This window comes from Alicyclobacillus fodiniaquatilis, assembly GCF_042678105.1.
Classification (GTDB): domain Bacteria; phylum Bacillota; class Bacilli; order Alicyclobacillales; family Alicyclobacillaceae; genus Alicyclobacillus; species Alicyclobacillus fodiniaquatilis.
Genome location: NZ_JBHUCX010000028.1, coordinates 66,534 through 91,345, shown reverse-complemented (window position 1 = coordinate 91,345; position 24,812 = coordinate 66,534). Strand labels below are relative to the sequence as shown.

The window sequence follows — 24,812 nt, the reverse complement described above, 5'->3', positions numbered from 1 at the left end:
GTAAGGAGAGTCTGGATGATTCTGGACGCATGCAAAATCCTGACTCAAATTTCGATTTTCGTTGACAGGTTATTCAACGAAGACCAAAGTTTCTCAACCTTTCATGTCTTTACAACTTCCTACTAGCTTTAAAATCATGCGTACATCGCTTCTATGTGCTGAAGTCCACTTGAAATTTCAACCATGGGGGAATGCCATGTCAAGCCATGTGTAAATTTGGTCGAATCGTGTCGCTTTGAGTCGGTTCATAGTTTTTCTGAGAGAGGGTTATAGCAGCGTGAAAAGAAAAAAATGGGCAAATGTAATCAACTTGACAACCATGGTGTCGAGTCTTGTTGCAAGTGCCGTGATGGACGTAAATACCACATTTGCTGCGACGAGTTCCAATACGAGCAATTACCAGGTCTCGTCTTCAGTCAATGGTCACTCATTGGGGAAGACCCAAGCATTTACGCTACATAAAACGACTTATTACTCCACAGATGAAGTTATGACATTGCTGGGATCCGTCGGCTTGAAGCCACAATGGACTGAGAAAAACGGAAAATTTTCGCTGAAGCTGACCAGTTCGACGAAACTTGCTGGGAAAGTGAAAATGCTCAATGGCAAAACGGGAAACGTGAACGTGTATGTGAACGGGAAACTCGTGGCCAAACATATTGACAGTGTTGTCCGGCAGAGTGGCGGAGAACAAGTGAGATATCTGCCGCTGTGGGACATTCAACAAGTGCTCAAAGATATCAAGATGAAATCGACGTGGAACGGAAACACGAAGGTGCTAAAAGTAAAGGCGCCACATTTCTATGGAATTCCGGGACCGATGGGTGCGACAGGCACGACAGGTGCAACGGGCGCGACAGGCGCGACAGGACCGCAAGGGCCAACAGGCACGACCGGATCACAAGGATCAACGGGAGCGCGTGGTAGCGTAGGGCCGACAGGCGCCACCGGATCGCAAGGAGCGACTGGGCCGACAGGCGCCACCGGATCGCAAGGAGCGACTGGGCCGACAGGCGCTACCGGATCACAAGGATCAACGGGAGCGACCGGAGCAACCGGAGCCACGGGAGCCACGGGATCAACGGGAGCCACGGGAGCCACGGGATCAACGGGAGCCACGGGATCAACGGGAGCCACGGGAGCCACGGGAGCCACGGGAGCAACCGGAGCAACCGGAGCCACGGGAGCGACGGGAGCAACCGGAGCCACGGGAGCGACGGGAGCGACGGGAGCAACCGGAGCAACCGGAGCAACCGGAGCCACGGGAGCAACAGGAGCAACGGGAGCAACGGGATCAACGGGAGCAACGGGATCAACGGGAGCGACGGGAGCAACCGGAGCAACAGGAGCCACGGGAGCAACAGGAGCAACGGGAGCAACGGGATCAACGGGATCAACGGGATCAACGGGATCAACGGGAGCCACGGGAGCCACGGGAGCCACGGGAGCAACCGGAGCCACGGGAGCGACGGGAGCAACCGGAGCAACCGGAGCCACGGGAGCGACGGGAGCAACCGGAGCCACGGGAGCGACGGGAGCAACAGGAGCAACCGGAGCAACCGGAGCCACGGGAGCAACAGGAGCAACGGGAGCAACGGGATCAACGGGAGCAACGGGATCAACGGGAGCGACGGGAGCAACCGGAGCAACCGGAGCAACCGGAGCAACAGGAGCAACGGGAGCAACGGGATCAACGGGAGCCACGGGATCAACGGGAGCCACGGGAGCCACGGGAGCAACCGGAGCAACCGGAGCAACCGGAGCAACCGGAGCAACCGGAGCAACCGGAGCAACCGGAATAAACGGGCAGACGGTTTTCACTGGGAATGTGACAGTACCTTCGGGCAGTTGGGACTACTATACGTCGATTAATGGTACAGTCAGTGGTTCAAATTTAAGTCAAACGGAAATGACGATTCCAGTATCGGGTGTGGCGAATAATTTCACGGCACAGGTGCTTAGTGGGTCGTCCATCATAGATGTGTACGCAGTCGTGAATGGAAAACAGTCATCTACTCCGGTACTGACCATCACGCCGAGTTCAGGTGTCAAGAAGACTTCCTTGCAGCTTCCACTGCGTGCGGGAACAATGCTCTCACTCGAATTCGTGCCAGAAGGCGGAGCGACTGCAAGTGATGAGAACATTGCCTTTAGCTTTGCGTTTGCGCCCCAAGCGGAAACGGACTCCGATACAGACATTGAGGACGCGGCGGCAGACGGTGGCACATACGTGACAAATGTGGACAACACCAACCACACGGTCACGGTTGCATACGGGACGAAGGCGTCGGAATTGATGGACGCGATTGACGCAGCAGATGGATCGTTGCAGGCCTACGAGGTGGATGATGCCGACGGGCATAGCACAAGCGGTACGCTATCGAGTGATGACGTGCTAGTGGTTACAGCGGCCGATGGCTCGACCAAGGCGACCTATTCCATTACTGTGGCGCCAGACACCACCACGACGATTGAGGATACTGCAACAGACAATGGCACATACGTGACAAATGTAGACAATACGAACAACAAGGTTACGGTGGCTTACGCGACGACGGCGTCGGAGTTGACCAGTGCCATTGAGTCGAGTGACGGATCGACACAGAATTATAACGTCGTTGAGTCGGATGGGACCACACCCGTGACGGGTGAACTTGCGACAGGGGACGAGGTGGTTGTCACTGCAGCCGACGGGACGACCAAGGCGACGTATGCGATCACGGTGTCATCGCCGCAATGGACCGTTATTCAGGGAGCATCGACTGTGTTGAATGGTCCAGAGGGAATCGGTGTGGACAATGCCGGGAATGTGTACGTGTCCAACGAGGGCAACGACACCATCAGTGAATTCTCGAATGGGCAATGGACCGACATTACAGGATCAGGCGCGTTTAGCAAGCCTCGTGGATTGGCGGTTGACGGCGAAGGCGATGTGTATGTGACAAACTACGAATCAAATACCGTAGAGGAATACACGGATGGACAGTGGACGGACATCACTGGCGACGGACAATTTGACGAACCTCGCGGGGTTGCCGTGGACGGTTCGGGCAACGTTTATGTCGCCAACTACGCAAACAATACTGTCGAGGAATACACGGATGGACAGTGGACGGACATCACGGGTTCGGCGTCGTTGGATAAGCCAAGTGGCATTGCGGTTGACAGCGCCGGGAATATCTACGTGACGAACTACGGGGACAACTCAGTGATGGAGTACAGCAACGGGGAATGGCGCAATATCACGGGAGATGCGACGTTCGACCATCCGTACGACATTGCGGTTGACAGCGCGCACGATGTATACGTCACGAACTTCGACAGCAACAAGGTGCTTGAGCTAAGCAATGGCAGCAGCACATGGCAAGACGTCACGGGCACGGCGGATTTCGATGGCGCGTATGGCATCGCGGTGGATAGTGATCGCGATATCTATGTGACGAATTACTCGAACAATACGGTAGAGAAAATAGAGGGGACGCAGAAAACAGCGACGCCGACGGTTGGCGCCATTAAGGCGGGAGGCAGCACCATCACGGGCACAGCTGCAGCTGGTGCGACAGTGACAGTAGCGGATGATTCGGCGGGATGGAGCGAGACGACGACAGCGGACGGATCAGGGGACTACACGTTGACGCTGAGCGGGACGGAGACGCTGAGTGGTGGCGACACGATATTCGTGACGGCCCAGACAGCGGGTGAAGCCAGCAGTGACGCGGTCGAGACGACGGTGAGTCATTGGGCGAATATCACCGACGGTGCGTCGTTTAAGGGACCGGAAAATATCGCAACAGACGCAGAGGGCGACGTGTTTATGATAGACTCATCCCCCACCGGAAATCATGTTTATGAATTGCCTGTTGGAGGCACCTCGTGGATGGACATCACCAATGGTGGAACATTTAATGCGCCTTGGGGTGTAGCCGTGGATAGCCAGGGTGACGTGTTTGTCGTGAGTGAAGCCAGCAAGACCAGCAATGTTGTAGAAGAATTACAAAATGGGAGCACCACGTGGACGGACATCACGGATGGAGGCACGTTCGATGCTGCCATGGGTGTAGCCGTGGATAGCCAAGGTGACGTGTTCGTAACGAACTACTCCAGCAATACTGTTGAAGAATTGTCAAGTGGAACGACTTCGTGGCAGGACATCACGAGCAACGGCGACTTTGACGAGCCAGAGGGTATCGCTGTGGATAGCGAAGGCGACTTGTTTGTGATGAATGCAGCCAACAATACCGTTGAAGAACTGCCAAGTGGAACGACTTCGTGGCAGGATATTGCGGGCGATGCTGCGTTCGAATATCCAACAGGTATCGCCGTGGATAGCGAAGGCGATCTGTTTGTCGCGAACTATGACGGTAACACCGTTGAGGAACTGCCGAGTGGAAGCACAACTTGGGAAACGATCGGCACTCCCACCGATGATGGAGGGCTTTATAGTCCAGAGGGTATCGCTGTGGATAGCGAAGGCAATCTGTACGTGACGAGTCGCTCATCAGGCACTGTGGGCGAATACGTAGGAGTGACCGCAGCGACACCAGACATTACGACAGAGCCACAGGATCAATCGGTGAACGCTGGAGACACGGCGACCCTGAGCGTATCGGCGACGGTCAGCGATGGCGGCACACTGAGCTACCAGTGGTACAGCAACACGACGGATAGCAAGACAGGCGGAACGGCCATTGATGGGGCAACGGGCGATAGTTATACAGCGTCGACGAGCGGCTCAGGTACCACGTACTACTACTGCGTGGTGACGAACACGTCGGGGAGTAAGAAAGCGATCGCGACGAGTGATGTGGCGTCTGTGACTGTGGCAGGTTGGGCGGATATCACGGACGGCGCAACGTTTGATACGCCAAACGGCATGACAACTGACAGCGAAGGCGACCTGTATGTGACGAACTGGGCAAATTCAACCATAGAGGAGTTGCCCAATGGCAGCACTTCGTGGACGGATATCCCGAACGGTGGGGCGCTTGATTATCCAATAGGTATCGCAGTGGACAGCCAGGGTGACGTTTTTGTGGCGAATGAAATCGGTAATACTGTTGTGGAGCAACTTAGCGGGAGCACGACTTGGCAAACGATTGGCACCGCATCGGATGGCCTCGGTCAGCCGACGGGTATCGCCGTGGACGACAAAGGTGACCTGTTTGTAGCGAACAACCAAAGTAATACGGTTGAAGAACTTCCGAGCGGAACCGCGACCTGGCAAACCATTGGCGTCGCATCCGATGGCTTCAGTAATCCAAATGGTGTTGTCGTGGATAACCAAGGTGATGTATATGTGTCAAACGCAGGTAGTAATACCATTCTAGAAAGGTTGAACGGAACCACGACTTGGGAATCAATTGGCACTGATTCGGATGGCATGGATGTACCTGAGGGTATGGCAATAGATAGCGAAGGCGATCTGTTTGTCGCGAATGAACACGGCAGTAGTCCCGTATTAGAACGACCGAGCGGGAGCACGAGTTGGGAGACGGTTGGCACATTATCGGATGGTATTGATATACCTAATGCTGTTGCTATAGATAACCAAGGTGACTTATTTGTGGCGAATGGCTCCAACACAGTGGAGCAATACGCAGGATTCACCGCAGCGACGCCGGACATCACGACGCAGCCACAGGAGCAATCGGTGAATGTTGGAGACACGGCGACCCTGAGCGTATCGGCGACGGCCAGCGATGGCGGCGCATTGAGCTACCAGTGGTACAGCAACACGACGGATAGCGCCACAGGCGGAACGGCCATTGACGGAGCGACGAGCGATAGCTATTCAGCGTCGACGAGCGATGTAGGCACGACGTACTACTACTGTGTGGTGACGAATACGTCAGGGAGCAAGACGGCGATAGCGACCAGTGATGTGGTGAGCGTGACGGTGGCAGACTGGACGGATATCACGGACGGTGCGTCGTTTGCGGAGCCCGAGGGCATCGCAGCGGACAGTCAAGGTGATTTGTTCCTGACGAACTTCGGAAATTCCACCATCGAAGAGTTGGCGAATGGGAGTACTACGTGGACGAGTATTTCTAACGAGGATGCGGTTAATGAGCCTACAGGAATTGCGATAGATAGCCAAGGTGATCTGTTTGTGGCGAATCAAGGAAACTCTACCATCGAAGAGTTGCCAAGTGGAAGCACGACGTGGACAAATATCACCGACGATGGTACATTCGATAATCCAGAGGCCATGACAGTAGATAGCCAAGGTGACCTGTTTGTGACGAATGGAGGCACCGACACCGTTGAAGAACTGCCAAGTGGGAGTTCCACGTGGGAGGATATCACAGATGGTGCCACGTTTGCTCTCCCAGAGGGAATCGCAGTAGATAGCCAAGGTGACGTGTTCGTGGCAAGCGTCAACGGCCATAGCGTGCAGGAACTGAAGAGTGGGGACAACACGTGGACCGATATCTCGGACGATGGTGCGCTTGATGGACCGACGGGAATCACGACGGATAGCCAAGGTGACATGTTCGTAACGAATTCATACAACAGCACCGTGGTAGAATTGCCGAACGGAAGTACGACTTGGAAAACAATTGCCACTAATTCTGATGGGCTTAATGGACCGGGCGCGATTACGTTGGATAGCGATGGCGACCTGGTTGTGGTGAATATGTACGGGGCGGGCTCGGTCGAGGAAGACAAGGGGATCACCGCTGCTACACCAAACATCACGACACAGCCACAAGGTGGCACAGTAACTTATGACGGAGCCAAGTCACTGACTGTATCAGCGAGTGTCAGTGATGGTGGAACACTGAGCTATCAGTGGTACAGCAACACGACGGATAGCACCACTGGCGGGACGGCCATCAGCGGGGCAACGAGTGCCAGCTATTCGGCGCCGACGAACGAGATAGGCGCGACAACGTACTACTACTGCGTAGTGACGAATATGTCAGGGAGCAAGACGGCGATCGCGACGAGTCATGTGGTGTCTGTGACGGTAAATCCTCCTGCATAATTGGGAGAGTTCAGTGATTCGGATGGATTTGGCGAACGTTAGTCCATGGTAGACCGAAGGTCAGGCGCCACTTTGGCCGCCTGACCTTCGGTATGATAACTGTTCTGTAGCGAGCTATGCCTATCCCTCCCCTTTATAAATTTGTTGTATTTACAGTCGTGGGATTCCAGGAAATGATGATTTGAATTTGAAAAGCGTTCGGGATGTTTTTCCGAGCGCTTTTCTGTTTGCTTCAGAATCACCTATATGTTTAAATACACGCCCCACCATACCTCCTGTCTACATCCGCCATGCGGATGGCGAGATCCACCATGAATTATCACGCCAACCTGATAAACTATCAGTAAGCGCTTCCATATAGGCGAGGTGCGCTCTGGAAGCTAGGCGAGTGTTTTGCAAAATTGCGCGACGTTGTTTGATTTGATGATAGATGTCAAATTGCAAACACTGTCCGGCAAATATTTTGCAGAAACGCTGATATGAATGGAGGTCAAACAAATGACACTCAAAGTGGGCGTTGTCGGCGTCGGAAACATTGGCAGTATTCATGCGAGGGTATATAAAGAGCGGCCGGATGCAGAACTGGTTGCAGTGTGTGATATCAACAAGGAAAAAGCGGATCAAGCTGCCGAGAAGTTTGGCGCGAAGGCGTTTTACAGCATCGCTGAGATGCTGGCCTCCGGCATTCAATTGGATGGCTGTAGCGTGGCGACAAAAGGGGAGGAAAACGGCAGCGAGCACTTTGCGCCGACGATGGAGTTGCTGAATGCAGGCATCCCGGTGCTTGGCGAAAAACCGATTTCCAACCGCATTGATGAAGCCAAACAGATGGTTCAATTGGCCAAAGAAAAAAAGGTTCCTTACGGCGTCAATCTGAACCACCGTTTTACGCCAGCAGCCAAACGGGCAAAAGAGTGGGTTGAGGCAGATAGGCTGGGGAAATTGCACATGATCAACATGCGGATGTGGATCAACAATCCTGTCGAGTCGTCCCCTTGGTTCCATCTGCGCGCGCTGCATCCCCATTCCTTCGATGTCATGCGCTATTTCTGCGGCGACGTCAAAAAAGTGGCGGCGTTCATGATGAAAGGCGAGGGGCGCGCCATCTGGTCGAACACACAGATCATCTTGCAGTTTGAAAATGGCGTGATCGGCAATCTCACGGGCAGTTATGATGCAGGCGCGAGTTATGGGCTGGAACGGTGTGAAGTGGTGGGATCCAAAGGGCGCTTTGTCATTGAGGACGCGTGCGAGCAGTTGGCGTTCTATCCTCGCCATAGCATTGAAGTCGAGCAGTACAGCTATCTAGGGGGCATGCGGGAGTTCGGCGAAACATTTGCCAGCCGCATTGGCGCTTGGGTCGAGCAGTTGTCCGCCAAAACGCCGTACGACCAAATCGATGGTTCCGGCAAGGATGCGCTGCAGGCGCAGTTGATCATCGAAGGCGCCATCGAATCGTGGAACACCAGCAGCGTTGTTGAATTGTAATGTTCCCTTCGCGCTTCTTGGCGCAGGTTGTGGTGATGTCATTACAGAGTGGAAACGAACTTATCAGCAAAATTAGGAGGGATTTCGCTTGATTCAATTGGGTGTCAATTCCGTGTTGTTTAAGGAATTTGATTTAAAAACCGCCGCTGAGCATATCGCGCTGTGTGGTTATGACGGTATCGAGCTGGCGGCCATCAAGGGTATGTGCGAGCACCTGGAACTGGACAGGTGGAAGGAACAGGCGGGTGAGTTGAAAGAGATTTCCGACCAGACTGGTTTGTCGTTTTTGTCCATGGAAGTAGCGGCGTTGGACGAAGATAGATTGCGCCTTGCTTTTGAGGCGGGGGCGGAACTTGGCATTCCGGTTATCAATGTCGGGCCAGGCGGTCAATCAGACAATGAGGATGATTTGCAAAACGCCATCGAAAAGCTCGCAAAAATGTCCGAAGAAGCGGTAGGTTATGGCGTCAGCTTGTGTGTAAAGGCGCATGTCGGCGCGTCGATTTACAATACGCCGACGACCTTGCGGGCGATGGAGGCGGTCACATCCACTGGTTTTGGCGTGGATATGGACCCGAGTCATATCTTTCGGGCAGGGGAAGCGCCGGAGGAAGCGCTCAAGCAGGTGGTCAGCCGGGTGAAACACGTCCACATTCGCGATTGTAAGGCTGGCAATCAGGGGCCAGGGCCGATTGAAGAACAGACTTGTGGATGCGGCGACATTAACTTGGCGGGGTATTGCAAAACATTGGTCGATGGCGGTTATTCCGGTCCGATGTGTCTGGAGGTCATCGGCGCGCAAGGGCATTCGCTCGCGCAGGTATCCATCATCGCAGCGGCAAGTTATGGTTATTTGAACGCCTGCTTAAAGGCGTTGGGCGCGCGTTAAACCGCGAGAGCAAAGGGAGGTTTAAGCGATATGGGAAAACGACCGAATATCCTGTTTTTAGGCATCGACAGTCTGCGGCGGGATCATATGAGCTGTTACGGCTATCATCGTTTGACGACGCCGCATATCGATAAATTTGCGCAGACGGGCACTTTGTTTGAACAGCACTTCAGCCCGAACATTCCCACTACCCCAGGCTACGCGTCAATGCTGACGGGGATGGATTGCTTTGGCACCGACGTTGTCGCGCTGCGTCACGAGGGGCCGTTGGGCAGTCACGTCCAAACGTTGGCGGAAGTGCTTGGCGATAACGGCTACAACACGACGTGTGTCGGATTTAGCGGCAATCCATCGTCGCGCGGGTTCCAGAAGTACCTGGATTTCGATGGCTGGGCGCCGGGCGCGGATGGGCGCAGTCCGAAGGCAGCCCGTTTGAACGACGTGTCCATTCCGGAGTTGAAGCGGCTGGCAGAGGAGGACAAACCGTTCTTCCTGTTTGTGCGGCACATGGATCCGCATTCCCCTTATTTGCCGCCAGGTCCCTTTGAACGCATGTTTTACGAGGGGGATGAATGCGACCCAGACAATCACAGCCTTGATGATGTCTACGCCTTCAAACCGTTCGCCGATTTCCTCGGTTCTTGGTTCCCGAAGGGCTGTACGGACAAAGATTACGTCGACGCTCAATACGACGGCGCGGTCGCTTATATGGACGCGTGCATTCAAAACATCTTCCAGGCAGTTGAGGAGTTGGGCATCACTGAGGAGACCATCGTCGTTGTGACGTCTGATCACGGGGAAACCTTGCACGAGCACGACTGTTTTTACGATCACCACGGTCTCTACGAATGCACATTGACCGTGCCGCTCATTTTGCGCTATCCAGGTCACGTGCCTGCTGGCAAGCGGCATTCAGGCAATACGCTGATTCGGGACATCATGCCGACCGTGTTGGACTTGGCGGGCATTCAGACGGATATCGCCTTTGACGGCAACAGTCTGGCGCCGGTGTTTTCTGGCGGTGAGGGGCCGAAAGAACCCGAGTTTTACATCACGGAATGCACCTGGATGCGCAAGCACGGCTGGCGTACGCCGGAGTGGAAATTGATTCACGCGCTGGAACCCGATTTTCACTTCAAACCCGAAGTGGAGTTGTATAATCTCATCAAAGATCCAGGCGAACTGCACAATGTGGCAGACGAGGAGCCGGAAGTGGTCGCGCTCCTGGAGGCGCGCATGAACGCGTTTATCGCGCGGCGGGAAAAAGAAACCGGGCGGCAAAACCCGATATTCACCAATTTAAATTGGCATGGGTTGGGCTGCGGTCCGTTTAAGACGTCACAGCAAGCCTATGATTCCATGTACATCGGCTCGATTGCGACCGCTGTGTCGCTACAGGCGAAAGACTGATATATGACACGTAAACTGCCTAACATCCTGATGATTGTTGTCGATCAACAGCGGTATGACTGCATTGGCTACAGTCGCGATTATCCTGTGCAGACGCCGCATATCGACCAACTGGCTGCGGCGGGGACGTGGTTTGCCAACGCGTATACGCATATCCCACTGTGCAGCCCGGCGCGCCAGTCTTTTATCAATGGCCGCCGACCGGAATCGTTTGGCGGCTTGTGGAACTACAATATCAGTTTGAAGGTCTCCGCGCTGTCCCCGCAAGAGCATGCTTGGCCAAGGGTGCTGGGGCGCGCAGGTTACCAGTCGGGCTATGTCGGCAAATGGAATGTGAATCCGGATTTTGATCCGACCGCTTATGGATATGATCACTATGTCAGCGAAGGGCAATATGCGCAATTTCGGGCGGAGCACTACGGAGCCGTGCGCTATACGGCATCATTTTTGGGGGAACCGGACCCGATTCCGCTCCCTGATACAGAGACACATTGGCTGGCAGGCAAGGCCTGCCAGCTTATCGAGCAATTTGCAGGCGGGGAGCAGCCTTGGCACGTTCGTCTGGATTTTTCGGCGCCGCATCTGCCTTGTCGACCAGCGGCGCCGTTTGACCAGATGTATCGACCGGAGCAAATCCCGCAGTGGCGGAATTTTGGCGAGACATTTGCCAATAAGCCGTACATTCAAAAACAGCAGTTGCACAGCTGGGACATTCAGGATTTCACTTGGGAAGATTGGGCGCCCATCGTGGCGCGGTATTACGGGATGATAAGCCAAGTGGATGACGCCATCGGCATGGTCATCCGCACGTTGGAAAAGTTGCAGGTCGACGATTCGACCTTGGTGGTCTTTACGGCGGATCACGGAGATATGTGCGGTGGGCACCGGATGATAGACAAACATTATGTACTCTATGATGATATCGTCAAGGTGCCGTTTTTGCTCAAGTGGCCGCAAGTGATTCCATCTGGCCATATATGTGATGAATTTGTTTACAATCTCTTGGATTTGCCCCCAACGATTCTGGAGATGCTGGATCTCGATTACGAGGGGCAGTTTCACGGCAATTCGCTTGTCCCGCTGCTGACGGATACGAGCGTTGCGCCGCCATGGCGCGAGAATGTGGTGTCCACTTACAATGGCCAGCAATTTGGCCTGTACACGCAGCGGATGATTCGCAATCGGCATTGGAAGTACATCTGGAACCCGACGGATACAGATGAACTGTACAATCTGGACACGGACCCGGCAGAATTGACGAATGTCATCCACGACGGTCATGCTATGGTTGTACAATCGTTGCGTGAGCAATTGTATGCCGAATTGATGCGCTGTGGAGATGGGCTGGTCAACAACGAATGGATGAAGCGGCAGTTGCTCGACGGACGAAAATTGTAAGACGATGCTCGAATCATCCGCGGGTTGGAGGCGTCAGAATTGCAAAGCCAACTGAGCAGCAAACGCTTCATGAAAGAGGAATTCCCTTTTTGGATCATGCGCACGGTGCACGACTCGGAAAACACGCCGGGAGTGCATGGCCATGATTTTATTGAATTGGTCTATGTGGTCAGCGGCGCGTCACAGCACATTTTCGAGCAGGAGCGATATGAACTGCGAGCAGGCGACGTGTTCATCATCAATCCTGGCGAAGTGCACAACTACAGTGTCGAGCCAGGGCAGGAGATCGAAATTATCAATTGTCTATTTCTTCCGCACTTGATTAAAGATTCATTGTTGCGGGAATTGGAAATTTCGCAATCGATGGACTACTTCTACGTCCATCCGTTTCTTGATCAGACGGAACGCTTTCACCACCGACTGAATCTGACTGGCGCCGATGCGGTGCGCGTCTTGAACATTTTACAGAACATGATGCACGAAATGGAGTTCCAGCAAGTCGGCTATCCGACGCTGATTCGCTTGCAGATGGTGGAGTTGCTCGTCACGCTTTCGCGCTATTATCGTTTGTCCAGCCAGCAGGCATTGCCGTGCAATGAAAGCAACCATGCCATGACCGTCGTCCGCATTTGCGGATATCTGGAGCGGAATTACGATCAGAAGATCACGCTCAACCAACTGTCGGAGTTGTTCCATATCAGCACACGCCAGTTAAACCGCATGTTCAAACAGGAAACTGGTTTGAGCGTGATCGAAAAAGTGCATCAAATCCGTTTGGAGAAGGCGAAGGCGTTACTGGTGGAGACCAACGAGAAAGTGATTTCTGTGGCCTCGCTGGTCGGCTATGACGACCCCGCGTTTTTCAGTCGGCTTTTCAGCCGCCAGATTGGTTGCTCCCCTAGTCACTACAGGGCCCAAACGCGCAGCAGTTGATAAAAGGAGAGGGTCGAGATGATACGTGTCGCGGTTGTCGGCGTCAATCACATTGGTAGCAAACACTGTGAGGTCTACCGGCAAAACCCAGATACAGAATTGGTCGCCGTGTGCGATTTGATGCCCGAGCGGGCGAAACAGGCGGCAGAACAGTTTGACACCGCTGGTTTCACGAGCTTGACGGCATTGCTGCAAGAAAAAGATGTCGATTTGGTCAGCATTGCGACATCCGGACCGGAAGGCGGCGGCCATCACTACGAGCCAGCCATGATTGCCATTGAGGCGGGGAAGGATGTCTTGGTTGAAAAACCGATATCGAACGATATCGAACAGGCAAGGGAGTTGGTGGCGCGCGCCAAACAAAAGGGGGTGCGGCTCGCTTGCGACTTGAACCACCGTTTTGTGCCCACTGCCGACAAGGCGAAGGAACTCGTCGAGTCTGGTCAGCTTGGGCAGATTCTGTTTGTGCATATGAAACTGACCATCCAGAACCCAAACGAGACGAGTCCGTGGTTCCACATGCGGGCCTTGCATTCGCATTCCATTGATGTCGTCCGCCATTTTGCCGGGGATATTCGCCGGGTGCAGGCGTTTATGACCAAAGGGCCTGGCCGGAACACCTGGTCGACCGTATCGCTCAATCTTGAATTTGTCTCTGGCGCGGTTGGCAGTCTCACTGGTAGTTATGACATGTCCATGCGCCATCCCATCGAGTTCTGCGAAGTGGCTGGACACAAGGGGCGGTTTGTGATTGACAACGTCTATGACAGTCTCACCTTTTATCCGCACGACAGCGATGAACTGCTGGTGATGCGCAACTCGATTATGGGTGGTGTGGGGCACTTTGATGAAACCATCCGCAATCGTATCCATCACTTGATCCGCCAAATCAGCGACGGGGTGGCGCCAGACAAGATCGCTGGGTCGGGTGCGGATGCGCTGGCAGCGCAAGAGGTGATTGAGGCGGCCATCCGCTCGCACACAGAAAACGGCGCGCCCATTGAAGTCAGGCCAGTTGACTGAGATGATGCGCAGATGATGCGCAGATGCTAGAGAAGGGGTGTTCATCCATGAATATCGGCGTCGTGACGCGCAGTTTTCCCGAATTGACCAACGAAGAGGCTGCCGAACTGATTGCCAGTGAAGGATTCCAGTCTATCGAGTTGTGTCTGTCGCAAAAAGACTCCAACTATTGGGTTTACAATGGACGGTCTGATTTATCCACGTTCACCGACGAACAGAGTAAGCGCATTGTCGACTTATATCGCGCGCGGGGGTTGGAAGTGCCTGCTCTTGGTGTGTTTACGAACCTGTTGGAACTAGATGACGATGGGTGGCAGGCCAATCTCGACTATTTTGAACGGATGATGCAGATTGCAGCCGTCAATGAAATTCCCTTTGTCTCCACCGAGTGCGGATTTATCCCCGGACAGCGCGGTATCCACGTGGATGCCTATGAAAGCCGCTTCGACCGGTTGAAACAGGCGCTCATCTGGTTGACCGAGCGGGCCGAAAAGTACGATGTGACCGTGGCGCTGGAATCCTGTGTCCTCGACGTCGTGCCAAGCGCCAAACGGACCGTGGATCTGATTGCGCAGGTTGGATCCAATCGCTTGCGGGTGCTGTTGGATCCCGCCAACTTGATTGCCAACAACACGGAAGAGGAGATGTTCCACCACCTGAGTGCGCATGTCGCCTATTTTCACGGAAAGGATCGCCACGTCAATGACACGATGGGTTCGGCTGTGGGCGATGGCGATATCGACTGGGTCAAATTCTTGCAGCTTTATCAGGAGAACACGCCTGATGTGCCTTTTATACTGGAGTATGTCACGAAAGCAAATTTTTGTGAGATTCGCGACAGGGTTCTGGCGGCGCTGGCAGGGAATGGGCGCAAATCACCTGTGGGGGACATTTCATGAAAATTATTTTTATTTCACTAGATACATTGCGAGCGGACAGGTTGGGGTGTTACGGTTACACTAAGCCGACCAGTCCTTATTTAGATGCCATTGCCGCGCAAGGTGTGTTAATGGAGCGGGCGTTTGCCGCAGATATTCCCACTGAGGTGGCGCACACCGACATCTTTACTGGCAAAGTTGGGCTGACGACAGGCATCGTCGTGCACGGCGCGGATTTTGGCTATCTGCCAAAACCGGTCGCATGGATGCCCAGATTGTTGCGCGATGCCGGATTCAGCACAGCCGCAGTCGACAATCTCTATCAATTGCGAGAGTGGTTCGCGCGCGGTTACCGCTACTACATCAATTCAGTGGGCCAGCAGCGCTCCATTGACGGGCGGACCGTGACTGATTTGGCCAAAGCTTGGATCCAAGAGCATCAGCACGAGGACTTTTTTCTCTTTTTACACTATTGGGATCCACATACGCCGTATTTGCCGCCAGCATCCTACGTTCCAGATTTCTACGACGCTTCGCGGGATCCATATGATCCAGCGAATCAGAGTATGCGGGGCGCATATGAACATCGGGCCTATCCGTTTTTTAAATATTTTCACTACGATCTCCTCGGTCCAGTGACGGATACCGCCTACGTGAATGCGCTTTACGACGCGGAAATCCGCTATCTCGATGATTTGTTGCAAGAGTTGGACCAATATTTGCAGCGACTGGGCATATGGGAAGATACGCTGCTCGTTTTATTTGGCGATCACGGTGAGAGTCTGACCGAGCATGAGATCTATTGGGATCACTGCGGCTTGTATGACACGACTGTGCGCGTGCCGGTCATCATGCGCTGGCCGGGGCACATCCCTGCTGGACAACGCGTGCCAGGGCTTGTGCAGCAGGTGGATTTGCTGCCGACCATCCTGGAAGCTGTCGGCTTGGAACCACCGTCTGACTTGGATGGGAAGAGCTTGTGGCCTGCGATTCGCGGCGAGGCGCAAGGAACGCATTCGACCATCTTCTTGAGCGAGTGCGCTTGGCAGGCCAGTCGCGGTGTGCGAACGGATAGGTACAAACTGATTCGCACGGTGGATTCAGGCCCGTTTGTCCGCCCGAAGCGGGAACTCTATGACTTGTTGCAAGATCCTGCTGAAACCAAGAATTTGGCGGAGGATGCGCCGGAGTTGGCTGACGAGATGGAGCGCGCGTTGGATGACTGGGTGGAAGCGACTTTGGCTGGACGAGTGGATCCGATGGCAGAGTTGCTGCGCACGCAAGGGTTGCCTTTCTCACGGCGGATTGAAGCCATCTTGTCGAAGGTTGGACTGACTTGGGCGGAATGGGTGAAAAATCCGGACACGGCAAAGTTTAATGAACTGATGCAACAACAATCCGGCGCACAAAATGTGCGCTGAGATGTGAGACGCGCGGGTTTGCTGCCGAATGCCGACGATACCCTGTTTTGTGATGTGGCGGCTTCATATCGGCATTCGGCAGCGCATATGAAATAATGTTGTACATGAAAATGGCCGAGCTTACGCGATTTGATTTGAATTGATTTGAATTGATTTGAAGGAGAGATTCATCCAGATGGGTTTAGACGTGTTTAAACTGGATGGCCGCGTCGCACTTGTCACCGGCAGCTGTCAGGGGCTGGGTTGGGTCATGGCGCAAGCCTTGGCTGAAGCAGGCGCAGATGTGGTGCTCACGAGTCGGGATAAGGACAAGGCACAAGCTTGCGCAGCGGATTTGGCCAAGGCCACTGGCTGTCGGAGCCTGGGTGTGGGCGTCGACGTGACCGTGAGTGAGCAAGTGCAGGCGATGGTCGAGACGGTCGTAAGCGAATTCGGGCGGATCGACATTTTGGTCAACAACGCAGGTGTGAATATACGCAAACCGATCGAAGCGTTTGATGAAGCGAGCTGGGATATTGTCCAAGATACGAATTTGAAAGCGCCTTACCTGTGCGCGCGCGCAGTGGCACCCTATATGAAGGCGCAGAAGAGCGGGCGTGTGGTGAATCTCGCTTCGATGCTTGGACTCGTCGCTCTGCCGGAGCGCAGCGCGTACTGTTCGAGCAAGGGCGGGCTTATCCAACTGACAAAAGTGTTGGCGCTGGAATGGGCTTCATATGGCATCACCGTGAACGCACTTTGTCCAGGGCCGATTGCGACTGAGTTGAATCTGGCCGTGATCGAAAATCCTGAGGCGAACCAATACTTCTTGGATCACATCGCGCTGGGACGTTGGGGCAAGCCGGAAGAACTCGCGGGGGCCATCACTTTTCTTTGTTCAGATGCCTCCAGTTTCATGACCGGCGCCGAATTGGTGGTTGACGGCGGCTGGACTGCGGGGTAAATCGCCGCAGGTGATTTGTCCCGTGTTGGCACACCAAGCACATATCCATCCATCGAGACATCCAGATGAGCATACGACTACCGACTTTACGTAGGGTGAAAAGCAGCATCTCGACCTATGATCACTGCAATAGGAAGGATGAGCGCGATGCGACTCGGATTGAATGTCTATGGCACCACTTATAGCATGGGGTTGAACCCGGCGTCTGGGCGACCGACCATCAAGGTCAGTGAACTGCTGGCGCAAGCTGTTGATGATGGGCTGGAGGGCGTGGAGATCCCTTACAATTTACTCGAAGGGGAAAACCTGGACGACGTGGCGCATGCTGCGCGCGAACAAGGCCTGTACCTCAACGTGGCGACCGGTGGCTACGACGCTGCGCATTTGAAAGATGCGCTGGAGGCTGCGCACCACCTCGGCGCCATCACCGTCCGCACAGTCGTGGGCGGCGCAAAATTTGGCGGGGACAGGCGACCGCTCGCTGGGCGTTGGCAGGCCTTTCTTCAGGAAGTCCTCTCTGGGCTGCAAGAAGCGACTCGCGCGGCGGAGCGATACGACGTCAATCTCGCCGTTGAAAACCACCAGGACCTCGCGTCTGAGGAACTGTTGTGGCTCTGTGAAACCATCAATTCTCCTCGTTTTGGCATCAACCTAGACACTGCAAACCCGCTGGCGACCGCTGAAGAGCCGATTGACTTCTTTCAACGGGTAGCGCCTTATCTGAAGAACGTCCACCTCAAAGACTATTGGATTTACTTGAGCGAAGAAGGGTATCGACTTGTCCGCAGCCCGATTGGGCAAGGCGTCATTGACTTTCCAGCGCTGTTTCAAATTTTGGCAGACAACTGCCCAGACATGACGATGTCTATCGAACTCGGCGCTTTGGAGGCGCGGCACACGCGCATCCTGGCGGATGACTTTTGGCCGGATTATCCACCGAGACCCGCAGCCCAACTCGCCAAGGTTGTGCGTTTTGTGCAAACGAACGCAAAACCGGTCGGCGACTGGCAAACGCCGTTCGAGCGCGGCGAGTCTGTCGAGGCCATCGTCGCTTATGAAGAACGCCAATACGCTCAAAGTCTTGCTTATCTGCAACGATTGCATAAGCAATTCCGCCGTGACGCAGCCATCTCACAAAACAGGTGAAACCTAGGGGACCAATGCAAAAGTCCGCTAGTCATTCAAGCTGATGGATTTTCACATGTTCCCTAAAGGCGAGGTGTTGGAAATGAGTACAGGAGATTTACAGGGCAAAGTGGCATTGGTGACCGGATCAAGCAGAGGGCTGGGACGCCATTACGCGCTGCAGTTGGCGCAGGCTGGAGCGGACGTGATCATTCACGATGTCAGTGAAAGCGCTGCTGCGGAATTCGGCGAAGCTGCTTCCGGTCCAGCTGTGGCTGGCGAGATTGAGTCATTTGGGCGCAAGTCGGCCTTTTTTGCAGGGGATCTATCTGATGCGAAGCAAGCGGAAAAGCTTGTGAACGACGCGTTGGACAAGTTTGGACGACTGGATATTCTCGTCAACAACGCGGGTGGGGACATCGGCGCAAATACACCGCGCCCCAACCCGAACGATGCGATAGACATCTCCAGTGAAGACATTCGCGCTGTGGTGGATCGCAACCTGATCACGACCATGTACACCTGCAAATACGCAGGCGCGCACATGCGTGAACGTGGGACGGGCAAAATTGTGAACGTGGGTTCAGTGGCAGGACATGTGCCTGTACAGACTGGGATTATTTACGCCGCCGCGAAGATGGCCGTCTCTCATTACACCAGATGTCTAGCGGATGAACTCCGCCCGTATAATGTCAACGTCAACTGTATCGCGCCCGCAGCAACTTACACCGGCAGATTCTCGGCGACGCGGACCGTCGGCTCCGAGGATCATCTCTCGCGGTTGCAGCAAACGGCCCAGCCCAAGGACATGGCAGACATCGTCATGTTTCTCGTCGGATCGCAATCAGATTACTTGTCTGGTGAGACCATCGTCTGTTGGACGTCGCGTTAAACCGATAACCAGATAGCTGCCATACGTGATGCATCCTGTACCAGCAGTCGCATGAAAATGCCGGTCAATCGAAGCAGCGCGGATGGCGTGCACCAAGGCATTGTATGATTTCGGGTAGAACAGCCAAAATGCCCGTTCCAAAAAGGGAGATATCCCTTGCTGGAGCGGCATTTTGGCTGTTTTTGTTCTTCGATCACGCCAGATGAAAAACGCAATGCACAAAATGTTCACCTAACTGATCGAATTAGGTGATCCAAACATGAGCGATGCTGTGGTACAATGTTGACCAAATAGGTCAGTATTCTTCGCGGGAGACTTGGATGCATCAGGGAGTGTGAGTGAATGAATCGCTTGGTTACGGAACATTTGTCGATTGGCTATGGCGATAGGTTGATTGTCGATGATTTGAATTTGCGCATTCCGGATGGCAAGATCACAGCGCTGGTGGGCGCAAATGGGTCTGGTAAATCAACCATCTTGAAAACCATGGCGCGATTGTTGCGACCGCAAAGCGGCAATGTCTTGCTCGATGGCAAAGCGATTGCTCGGATGCACACAAAAGAAGTGGCGAAAGAGTTGGCGATGCTTCCTCAGAATCCAGTGGCACCGGAAGGTCTGACGGTCAGTGAACTTGTATCTTACGGGCGTTTTCCGCATCAGCGGGGATTTGGCTCGTTCACGAAGGAAGATAAACGCATGATCAATTGGGCGCTGCAGGTGACGGGCATGATGGAGTTGGCGGACAGGTCCATTGAGCAGATGTCAGGCGGACAGCGGCAGCGGGCGTGGATAGCCATGGCGCTGGCGCAAGGGACGGACATCTTGTTTTTGGATGAACCGACCACCTTTCTGGATATGGCGCATCAATTGGAAGTGTTGAAGCTGTTGGAGCGGTTGAATCAAGTGGAAGGCCGAACCATTGTCATCGTGGTGCACGACTTAAATCATGCGGCGCAATATGCGCAACACGTTGTGGCCATCAAACAAGGGGTGGCGACTTATCAAGGGACTCCGAATGAAGTCATTACCGCTGATATGCTTCGCGACGTGTTTGGCATTGAGGCGGACATTATCCGAGATCCCCGCACGGATGCACCGCTATGCATCCCTTTTGGGTTGGTCAGTGAGACAGAAGAACAACAGCGCGAATTGATTTTTTCTTAATCGGTGGTGAAACGCCATGTCACAAATCGACTTCAATCAATTGGAAAAGAACTTTAGAATCAGCTTGGATAGTCAGGAAGGTGCCATCTTCTCCCTGTCAGTGGCGGATTTGACAGTTGAGGGTGGCGCGCTGCAATTGATCGAAACCTATGGACGGATCATCAAAGCACCTGACACCGCCACACCTGCAGCCGCTTTTTGTGGGTGGTTTGCATTTCTGGTGGCCGGTTTTCAATACGCCCTTTCTACTTGGGACGCCGTTCCAGATATGGCGCCAGGCAATGTCACCGTTCAATTGCATCCGGTCGGCGACTATGATTGGTTTTCTTTTCAGATCCATCCGTCGACAAAAGCGGCGCCTGGTGGAGCAGGAGAGAGAGCGGCGTGGCAGCAGCAAGTATTGCGTGAATTTTATGCTGACACTGTGCGTCCTTTTTTTGCATGTTTGGCAAAGGTCGCAAAAATCAATGTAAACCAACTATGGGGGCAATTAACGCCTAAACTTTTATGGTCTATGGACGCGTTTTATCAAGATGTGGATGAAGCGACCAAACAGCGGGCGGCAGATGATTATCAGTACTTGAAGGATGAACTCAGCCCGGACGTGTTTGGGATGAAACGCAATCCTTTTCGCGTGAAAACGCGCAAGATTGAGAGTTTGGTCGATCCCGACCAACAAGTTTGCCTCAACACGGCCTGCTGTCTCCTTTACCGCACAGCTGACGGAGATTACTGCTATGCATGTCCGCGTTTGAAGGAGGAAGAAAGGGAGATTCGACGGAAAAACTATCGCGCTGCAGTTGGGCAGGCGACGTAAGCGGCTGCGTTTTGTGCAAGGCGCTGACTGTTGCCGGGGCTGCATCATGGAAGACGGTCTCATGAATTGGCTGTGAAGGATGAGTGGAGTGACTGTACATACAGAAGTTGCACAGATGGCTGAAGAGAAACGAAAGAGCCACCCTGTGGTGGCATCTGGGATCATTTTCTGCGGGTTGATTGCCCTTTTGCTTGGACTTGCTTTATCGGTGTCTGTGGGGGCAGCGGATATTCATCTGTCCACCGTGTGGGCGTCGGTGTTTCATTTTAATCCGAAATTGTCGCAAGATCAGGTCATCCATTATCTGCGTCTGCCGCGTGCCGTCGCGGGTGCGCTCGTCGGCGCGGCCTTTGCTGTCGCTGGCGCTTTGATGCAGGGCATGACGCGCAATCCGCTGGCGGATCCCGGCATACTTGGTGTGAATGCGGGTTCGGAATTCCTCTTGGCGGTTTGCTTTGCTTTTATTCCAGGATTGCCTTTTCTTGATTTGATGTTGTTTTCCTTTTTGGGCGCTGGCATCGGTATGGGGCTGGTTTACGGCATTGGTTCACTCTCCAAAGGCGGCCTGACACCCGTTCGTCTCGCGTTGGCCGGCGCTGCTGTGGCTGCGTTATTGGTGGCGTTGAGCCAAGGGATAGCGCTTTATTTCGGTCTGAGTCAGGATTTGGCCTTTTGGTATGCTGGCGGAATGTCTGGGACGACGTGGCTGCAGGTCGAATTGCTGTTGCCCTGGGTCATTGGCGGCTTGATTGGCGCTTTGCTCATTTCCCGCTCCATCACCCTGTTGAGCCTCGGTGAAGATGTGGCCACAAGCCTTGGTCAACGCACTGGCTTGGTGAAGTTGGCGGGCACATTGCTGGTCTTGATTTTGGCTGGCGCAGCTGTGTCTGTGGTCGGGCCGGTTGGGTTTGTCGGTCTGGTGATTCCGCACATCGCCCGTTATTTGGTCGGTGTAGATTACCGTTGGATCATCCCTTGTTCCGCAGTCCTTGGCAGTTTGTTGATGGTGTTTGCGGACATCGGCGCGCGTATGATTCACCCGCCATATGAAACCCCCATCGGGGCGCTGATTGCCCTCATTGGGGTGCCGTTTTTTCTCTACTTATCTCGCAAGAAAATGAGGGAATTGTAATGGAAGGGCTGCAAACCGAACGCGTGCAACATTGGCGGCGGACCCGAGCGTTCACCGTGTTGATCGTACTGGCGATGCTGATTGCCATCACGTTTCTCATCAGCATGGATACCGGGATCATTCGTCTGCCGCCGATGGATGTGATAAGAACCTTGTTTGGCCAGGGGGATGCAAAACAAGGGTTGATTTTGTTTGATTTTCGTTTGCCGCGCATCGTCATTTCTGTGTTGGTAGGCGCTGGTCTCGCGATATCTGGTTGTATCTTGCAGGGGATATCACGCAATGGCTTGGCGGACCCGGGGATTCTTGGCATCAATTCCGGCGCTGGCCTGATGGTGGTGTTGTTCATCTCGTTCTACCCGGTGAATGCCACGGCGCCAGCGGTTTTGATGCCTTTTCTCGCCTTTGTCGGAGCGGCGCTGACGGCGGCGTTGATTTATGTGTTGGCATTCAAGCGACATGAGGGGTTGTCGCCCAGCCGCCTCGTGCTGGTCGGTATCGCGGTGGCAGCGGGGATCAGCGCGGTGATGATGGTGTTGGAACTGATGTTGGATCCCGAGAACTTCCAATTTGTCGCGATGTGGTTGGCGGGCAGCATCACGGGAACGGACTGGTCCTATGTGATGGCGCTTTTGCCGTGGCTGGTTGTCCTGGTGCCGTATGTCATTTACAAAGCGCGCGTGCTGGACGTATTGAATCTAGGCGATCAGGTGGCAACTGGCCTAGGGGCGCCAGTTGAGAAAGAACGTATTCTGTTGCTTGGCGCTGCAGTCGCTTTGGCGGCCGCATGTGTCGCCGTCGGGGGCGGTATCGGTTTTGTTGGTCTGATTGGTCCTCACTTGGCGCGGCGACTGGTCGGAGGGAAACATCAGTTTCTGGTGCCAGCTTCCGCGTTGGCTGGCGGCTTGCTGTTGATTGTCGCGGATACGTTGGCGCGTTGTGTGGTGCCGTCGACGGAGCTGCCCACGGGGATTGTGGTCGCCGTCATCGGTGCGCCGTATTTCCTGTATTTGCTGGCGAGATCGCAAGCTTGATGTTGGTTTGACGGCGGGTTGACCTATTGTGGTGGCAGTTGCGGTATGATATCAACATCGGCGTTTGTATGAACTGCGTGGCAGGAGACCGTTATATATGAGCATCGACGCATGTACATACGAGTCAATCCAGTGGGAGCGGCCTGCGCAAACGGAATGCCTCATTGGAACGAGAACGGGAGGGGATTCCGATGACGAAAAACATGGCAGCTGTGATGTACGAAGTGGGAGATGTGCGTCTGGAAGAACGGCCTATGCCAAAACCTGGGCCGCATGAGGTCCTGGTGCAGGTGACTGCGGTCGGGGTGTGCGGTTCTGATGTCCACTATTATCGTCACGGTCGCATCGGGTCATTTGTCGTGGAACGGCCCATCATTTTAGGGCACGAGTCGGCCGGTGTCATTGTCGAATTGGGCAGTGAAGCGCGCAAACATCGCATAGGTGCGCGTGTGGCGCTGGAACCCGGGGTGCCGTGTGGTCGCTGCGAAGTGTGTCGAAGCGGGCACTACAACCTTTGTCCACATGTGCAGTTTTTTGCGACACCGCCCATTGATGGCGCTTTCACAAATTTTGTAACAATCCATGAGGATTTTGCCTTCGCTTTGCCCAACGGGATGAGCGATGAAGCCGGCGGTTTGTTAGAGCCGATGTCCGTTGGCATTTGGGCGGCAAAAAAGGCAGATATTCAGTGCGGTCAGCATGTGCTCATCACGGGTGCAGGGCCAATTGGCATGGTGTCGATGATGGCGGCTTTTGCCTTTGGCGCGACCGAGGTGACCATGACGGACATCTCTGAGGAGCGGCTTGCCTTTGCCCGGAAACTGGGCGCTACACACACGATAAATGTCGCAAGCACTCCACTGTTGGATGAAGCAATTGAAGTGGACGCGTTCATCGAGTGTTCTGGCAATCCAAGCGCCCTCCAAGATGGCATCCGGTGCATCCGGCCAGCTGGGCGGGCAGCTGTGGTCGGCATGGGTGGAGGCGATGAAGCAAGTGTGCCGCTGTCGCTGATTCAGACGCGGGAAATCACGCTGGCGGGCGTTTTTCGCTATGCAAACACGTATCCTACGGCCATTGAATTGGTTTCCAGCGGCAAGGTCAACCTGGATGCCTTGGTGACAGGGCGGTATTCCCTCGCCGAGACAGATGCGGTCTTGCGCCAATTTGGCAAAGAACCGGCCAATGTCAAACCGGTGATTCTCCCCCAGGAATGATGTTGTCCATCACGATTGTGAATCAGGACAGGATAGGCCGAACTTGGTCATTCTGTCCTT

The 24,812-nt window shown here is 54.2% G+C and carries 17 protein-coding genes; all 17 read left to right on the top strand.

Features of this window, described 5'->3' with window-relative positions; all coding sequences use genetic code 11:
• The first annotated feature begins 277 nt into the window (after positions 1 to 277).
• A complete protein-coding gene (locus ACFSB2_RS11320; protein ID WP_377943157.1) occupies positions 278 to 6,988 on the top strand; it encodes an SBBP repeat-containing protein in 6,711 nt (2,236 codons plus the stop codon).
• 498 nt (positions 6,989 to 7,486) lie between these two features.
• Positions 7,487 to 8,476 carry a Gfo/Idh/MocA family protein gene (locus ACFSB2_RS11315; RefSeq protein WP_377943156.1) on the top strand — a complete coding sequence of 330 codons (990 nt, stop codon included), beginning with the start codon at positions 7,487 to 7,489 and terminating at the stop codon, positions 8,474 to 8,476.
• 88 nt (positions 8,477 to 8,564) lie between these two features.
• The gene (locus ACFSB2_RS11310; protein WP_377943155.1) at positions 8,565 to 9,365 is read left to right on the top strand and encodes a sugar phosphate isomerase/epimerase family protein; all 801 of its coding nucleotides are present in this window, start codon (positions 8,565 to 8,567) and stop codon (positions 9,363 to 9,365) included.
• A gap of 30 nt (positions 9,366 to 9,395) precedes the next feature.
• The gene (locus ACFSB2_RS11305; protein WP_377943154.1) at positions 9,396 to 10,775 is read left to right on the top strand and encodes a sulfatase family protein; all 1,380 of its coding nucleotides are present in this window, start codon (positions 9,396 to 9,398) and stop codon (positions 10,773 to 10,775) included.
• Positions 10,776 to 10,778: 3 nt separating this feature from the next.
• Positions 10,779 to 12,173 carry a sulfatase-like hydrolase/transferase gene (locus tag ACFSB2_RS11300; RefSeq protein WP_377943153.1) on the top strand — a complete coding sequence of 465 codons (1,395 nt, stop codon included), beginning with the start codon at positions 10,779 to 10,781 and terminating at the stop codon, positions 12,171 to 12,173.
• Positions 12,174 to 12,212: 39 nt separating this feature from the next.
• Positions 12,213 to 13,106 (top strand): AraC family transcriptional regulator, encoded by an 894-nt coding sequence (locus tag ACFSB2_RS11295; protein WP_377943152.1) that lies wholly within the window; start codon positions 12,213 to 12,215, stop codon positions 13,104 to 13,106.
• Positions 13,107 to 13,124: 18 nt separating this feature from the next.
• On the top strand, positions 13,125 to 14,129 hold the full coding sequence (locus tag ACFSB2_RS11290; RefSeq protein WP_377943151.1) for a Gfo/Idh/MocA family protein: 1,005 nt from the start codon (positions 13,125 to 13,127) through the stop codon (positions 14,127 to 14,129).
• Between the two features lie 47 nt (positions 14,130 to 14,176).
• Entirely contained in the window at positions 14,177 to 15,028 is an 852-nt protein-coding gene (locus tag ACFSB2_RS11285; protein ID WP_377943150.1) for a sugar phosphate isomerase/epimerase family protein, read from the top strand.
• Entirely contained in the window at positions 15,025 to 16,428 is a 1,404-nt protein-coding gene (locus tag ACFSB2_RS11280) for a sulfatase family protein (RefSeq protein WP_377943149.1), read from the top strand. Before ACFSB2_RS11285 ends, ACFSB2_RS11280 begins: the two co-directional genes overlap by 4 nt.
• Positions 16,429 to 16,603: 175 nt before the next feature.
• Complete coding sequence (locus ACFSB2_RS11275; RefSeq protein ID WP_377943148.1) at positions 16,604 to 17,371, top strand: SDR family NAD(P)-dependent oxidoreductase; 768 nt, start codon at positions 16,604 to 16,606, stop codon at positions 17,369 to 17,371.
• A 147-nt stretch (positions 17,372 to 17,518) separates the two neighbouring features.
• Positions 17,519 to 18,517 carry a sugar phosphate isomerase/epimerase family protein gene (locus tag ACFSB2_RS11270; protein ID WP_377943147.1) on the top strand — a complete coding sequence of 333 codons (999 nt, stop codon included), beginning with the start codon at positions 17,519 to 17,521 and terminating at the stop codon, positions 18,515 to 18,517.
• Between the two features lie 82 nt (positions 18,518 to 18,599).
• Positions 18,600 to 19,388 (top strand): SDR family NAD(P)-dependent oxidoreductase, encoded by a 789-nt coding sequence (locus ACFSB2_RS11265; RefSeq protein ID WP_377943146.1) that lies wholly within the window; start codon positions 18,600 to 18,602, stop codon positions 19,386 to 19,388.
• Between the two features lie 342 nt (positions 19,389 to 19,730).
• A complete protein-coding gene (locus ACFSB2_RS11260) occupies positions 19,731 to 20,552 on the top strand; it encodes an ABC transporter ATP-binding protein (RefSeq protein ID WP_377943145.1) in 822 nt (273 codons plus the stop codon).
• Between the two features lie 16 nt (positions 20,553 to 20,568).
• Entirely contained in the window at positions 20,569 to 21,369 is an 801-nt protein-coding gene (locus tag ACFSB2_RS11255; RefSeq protein WP_377943144.1) for a (2Fe-2S)-binding protein, read from the top strand.
• A gap of 115 nt (positions 21,370 to 21,484) precedes the next feature.
• Complete coding sequence (locus ACFSB2_RS11250) at positions 21,485 to 22,501, top strand: FecCD family ABC transporter permease (RefSeq protein ID WP_377943376.1); 1,017 nt, start codon at positions 21,485 to 21,487, stop codon at positions 22,499 to 22,501.
• Positions 22,501 to 23,535 (top strand): FecCD family ABC transporter permease, encoded by a 1,035-nt coding sequence (locus ACFSB2_RS11245; RefSeq protein WP_377943143.1) that lies wholly within the window; start codon positions 22,501 to 22,503, stop codon positions 23,533 to 23,535. The genes ACFSB2_RS11250 and ACFSB2_RS11245 overlap by 1 nt, the downstream gene beginning before the upstream one ends.
• A 191-nt stretch (positions 23,536 to 23,726) precedes the next feature.
• Positions 23,727 to 24,752 carry an NAD(P)-dependent alcohol dehydrogenase gene (locus tag ACFSB2_RS11240; protein WP_377943142.1) on the top strand — a complete coding sequence of 342 codons (1,026 nt, stop codon included), beginning with the start codon at positions 23,727 to 23,729 and terminating at the stop codon, positions 24,750 to 24,752.
• Positions 24,753 to 24,812: the final 60 nt, after the last annotated feature.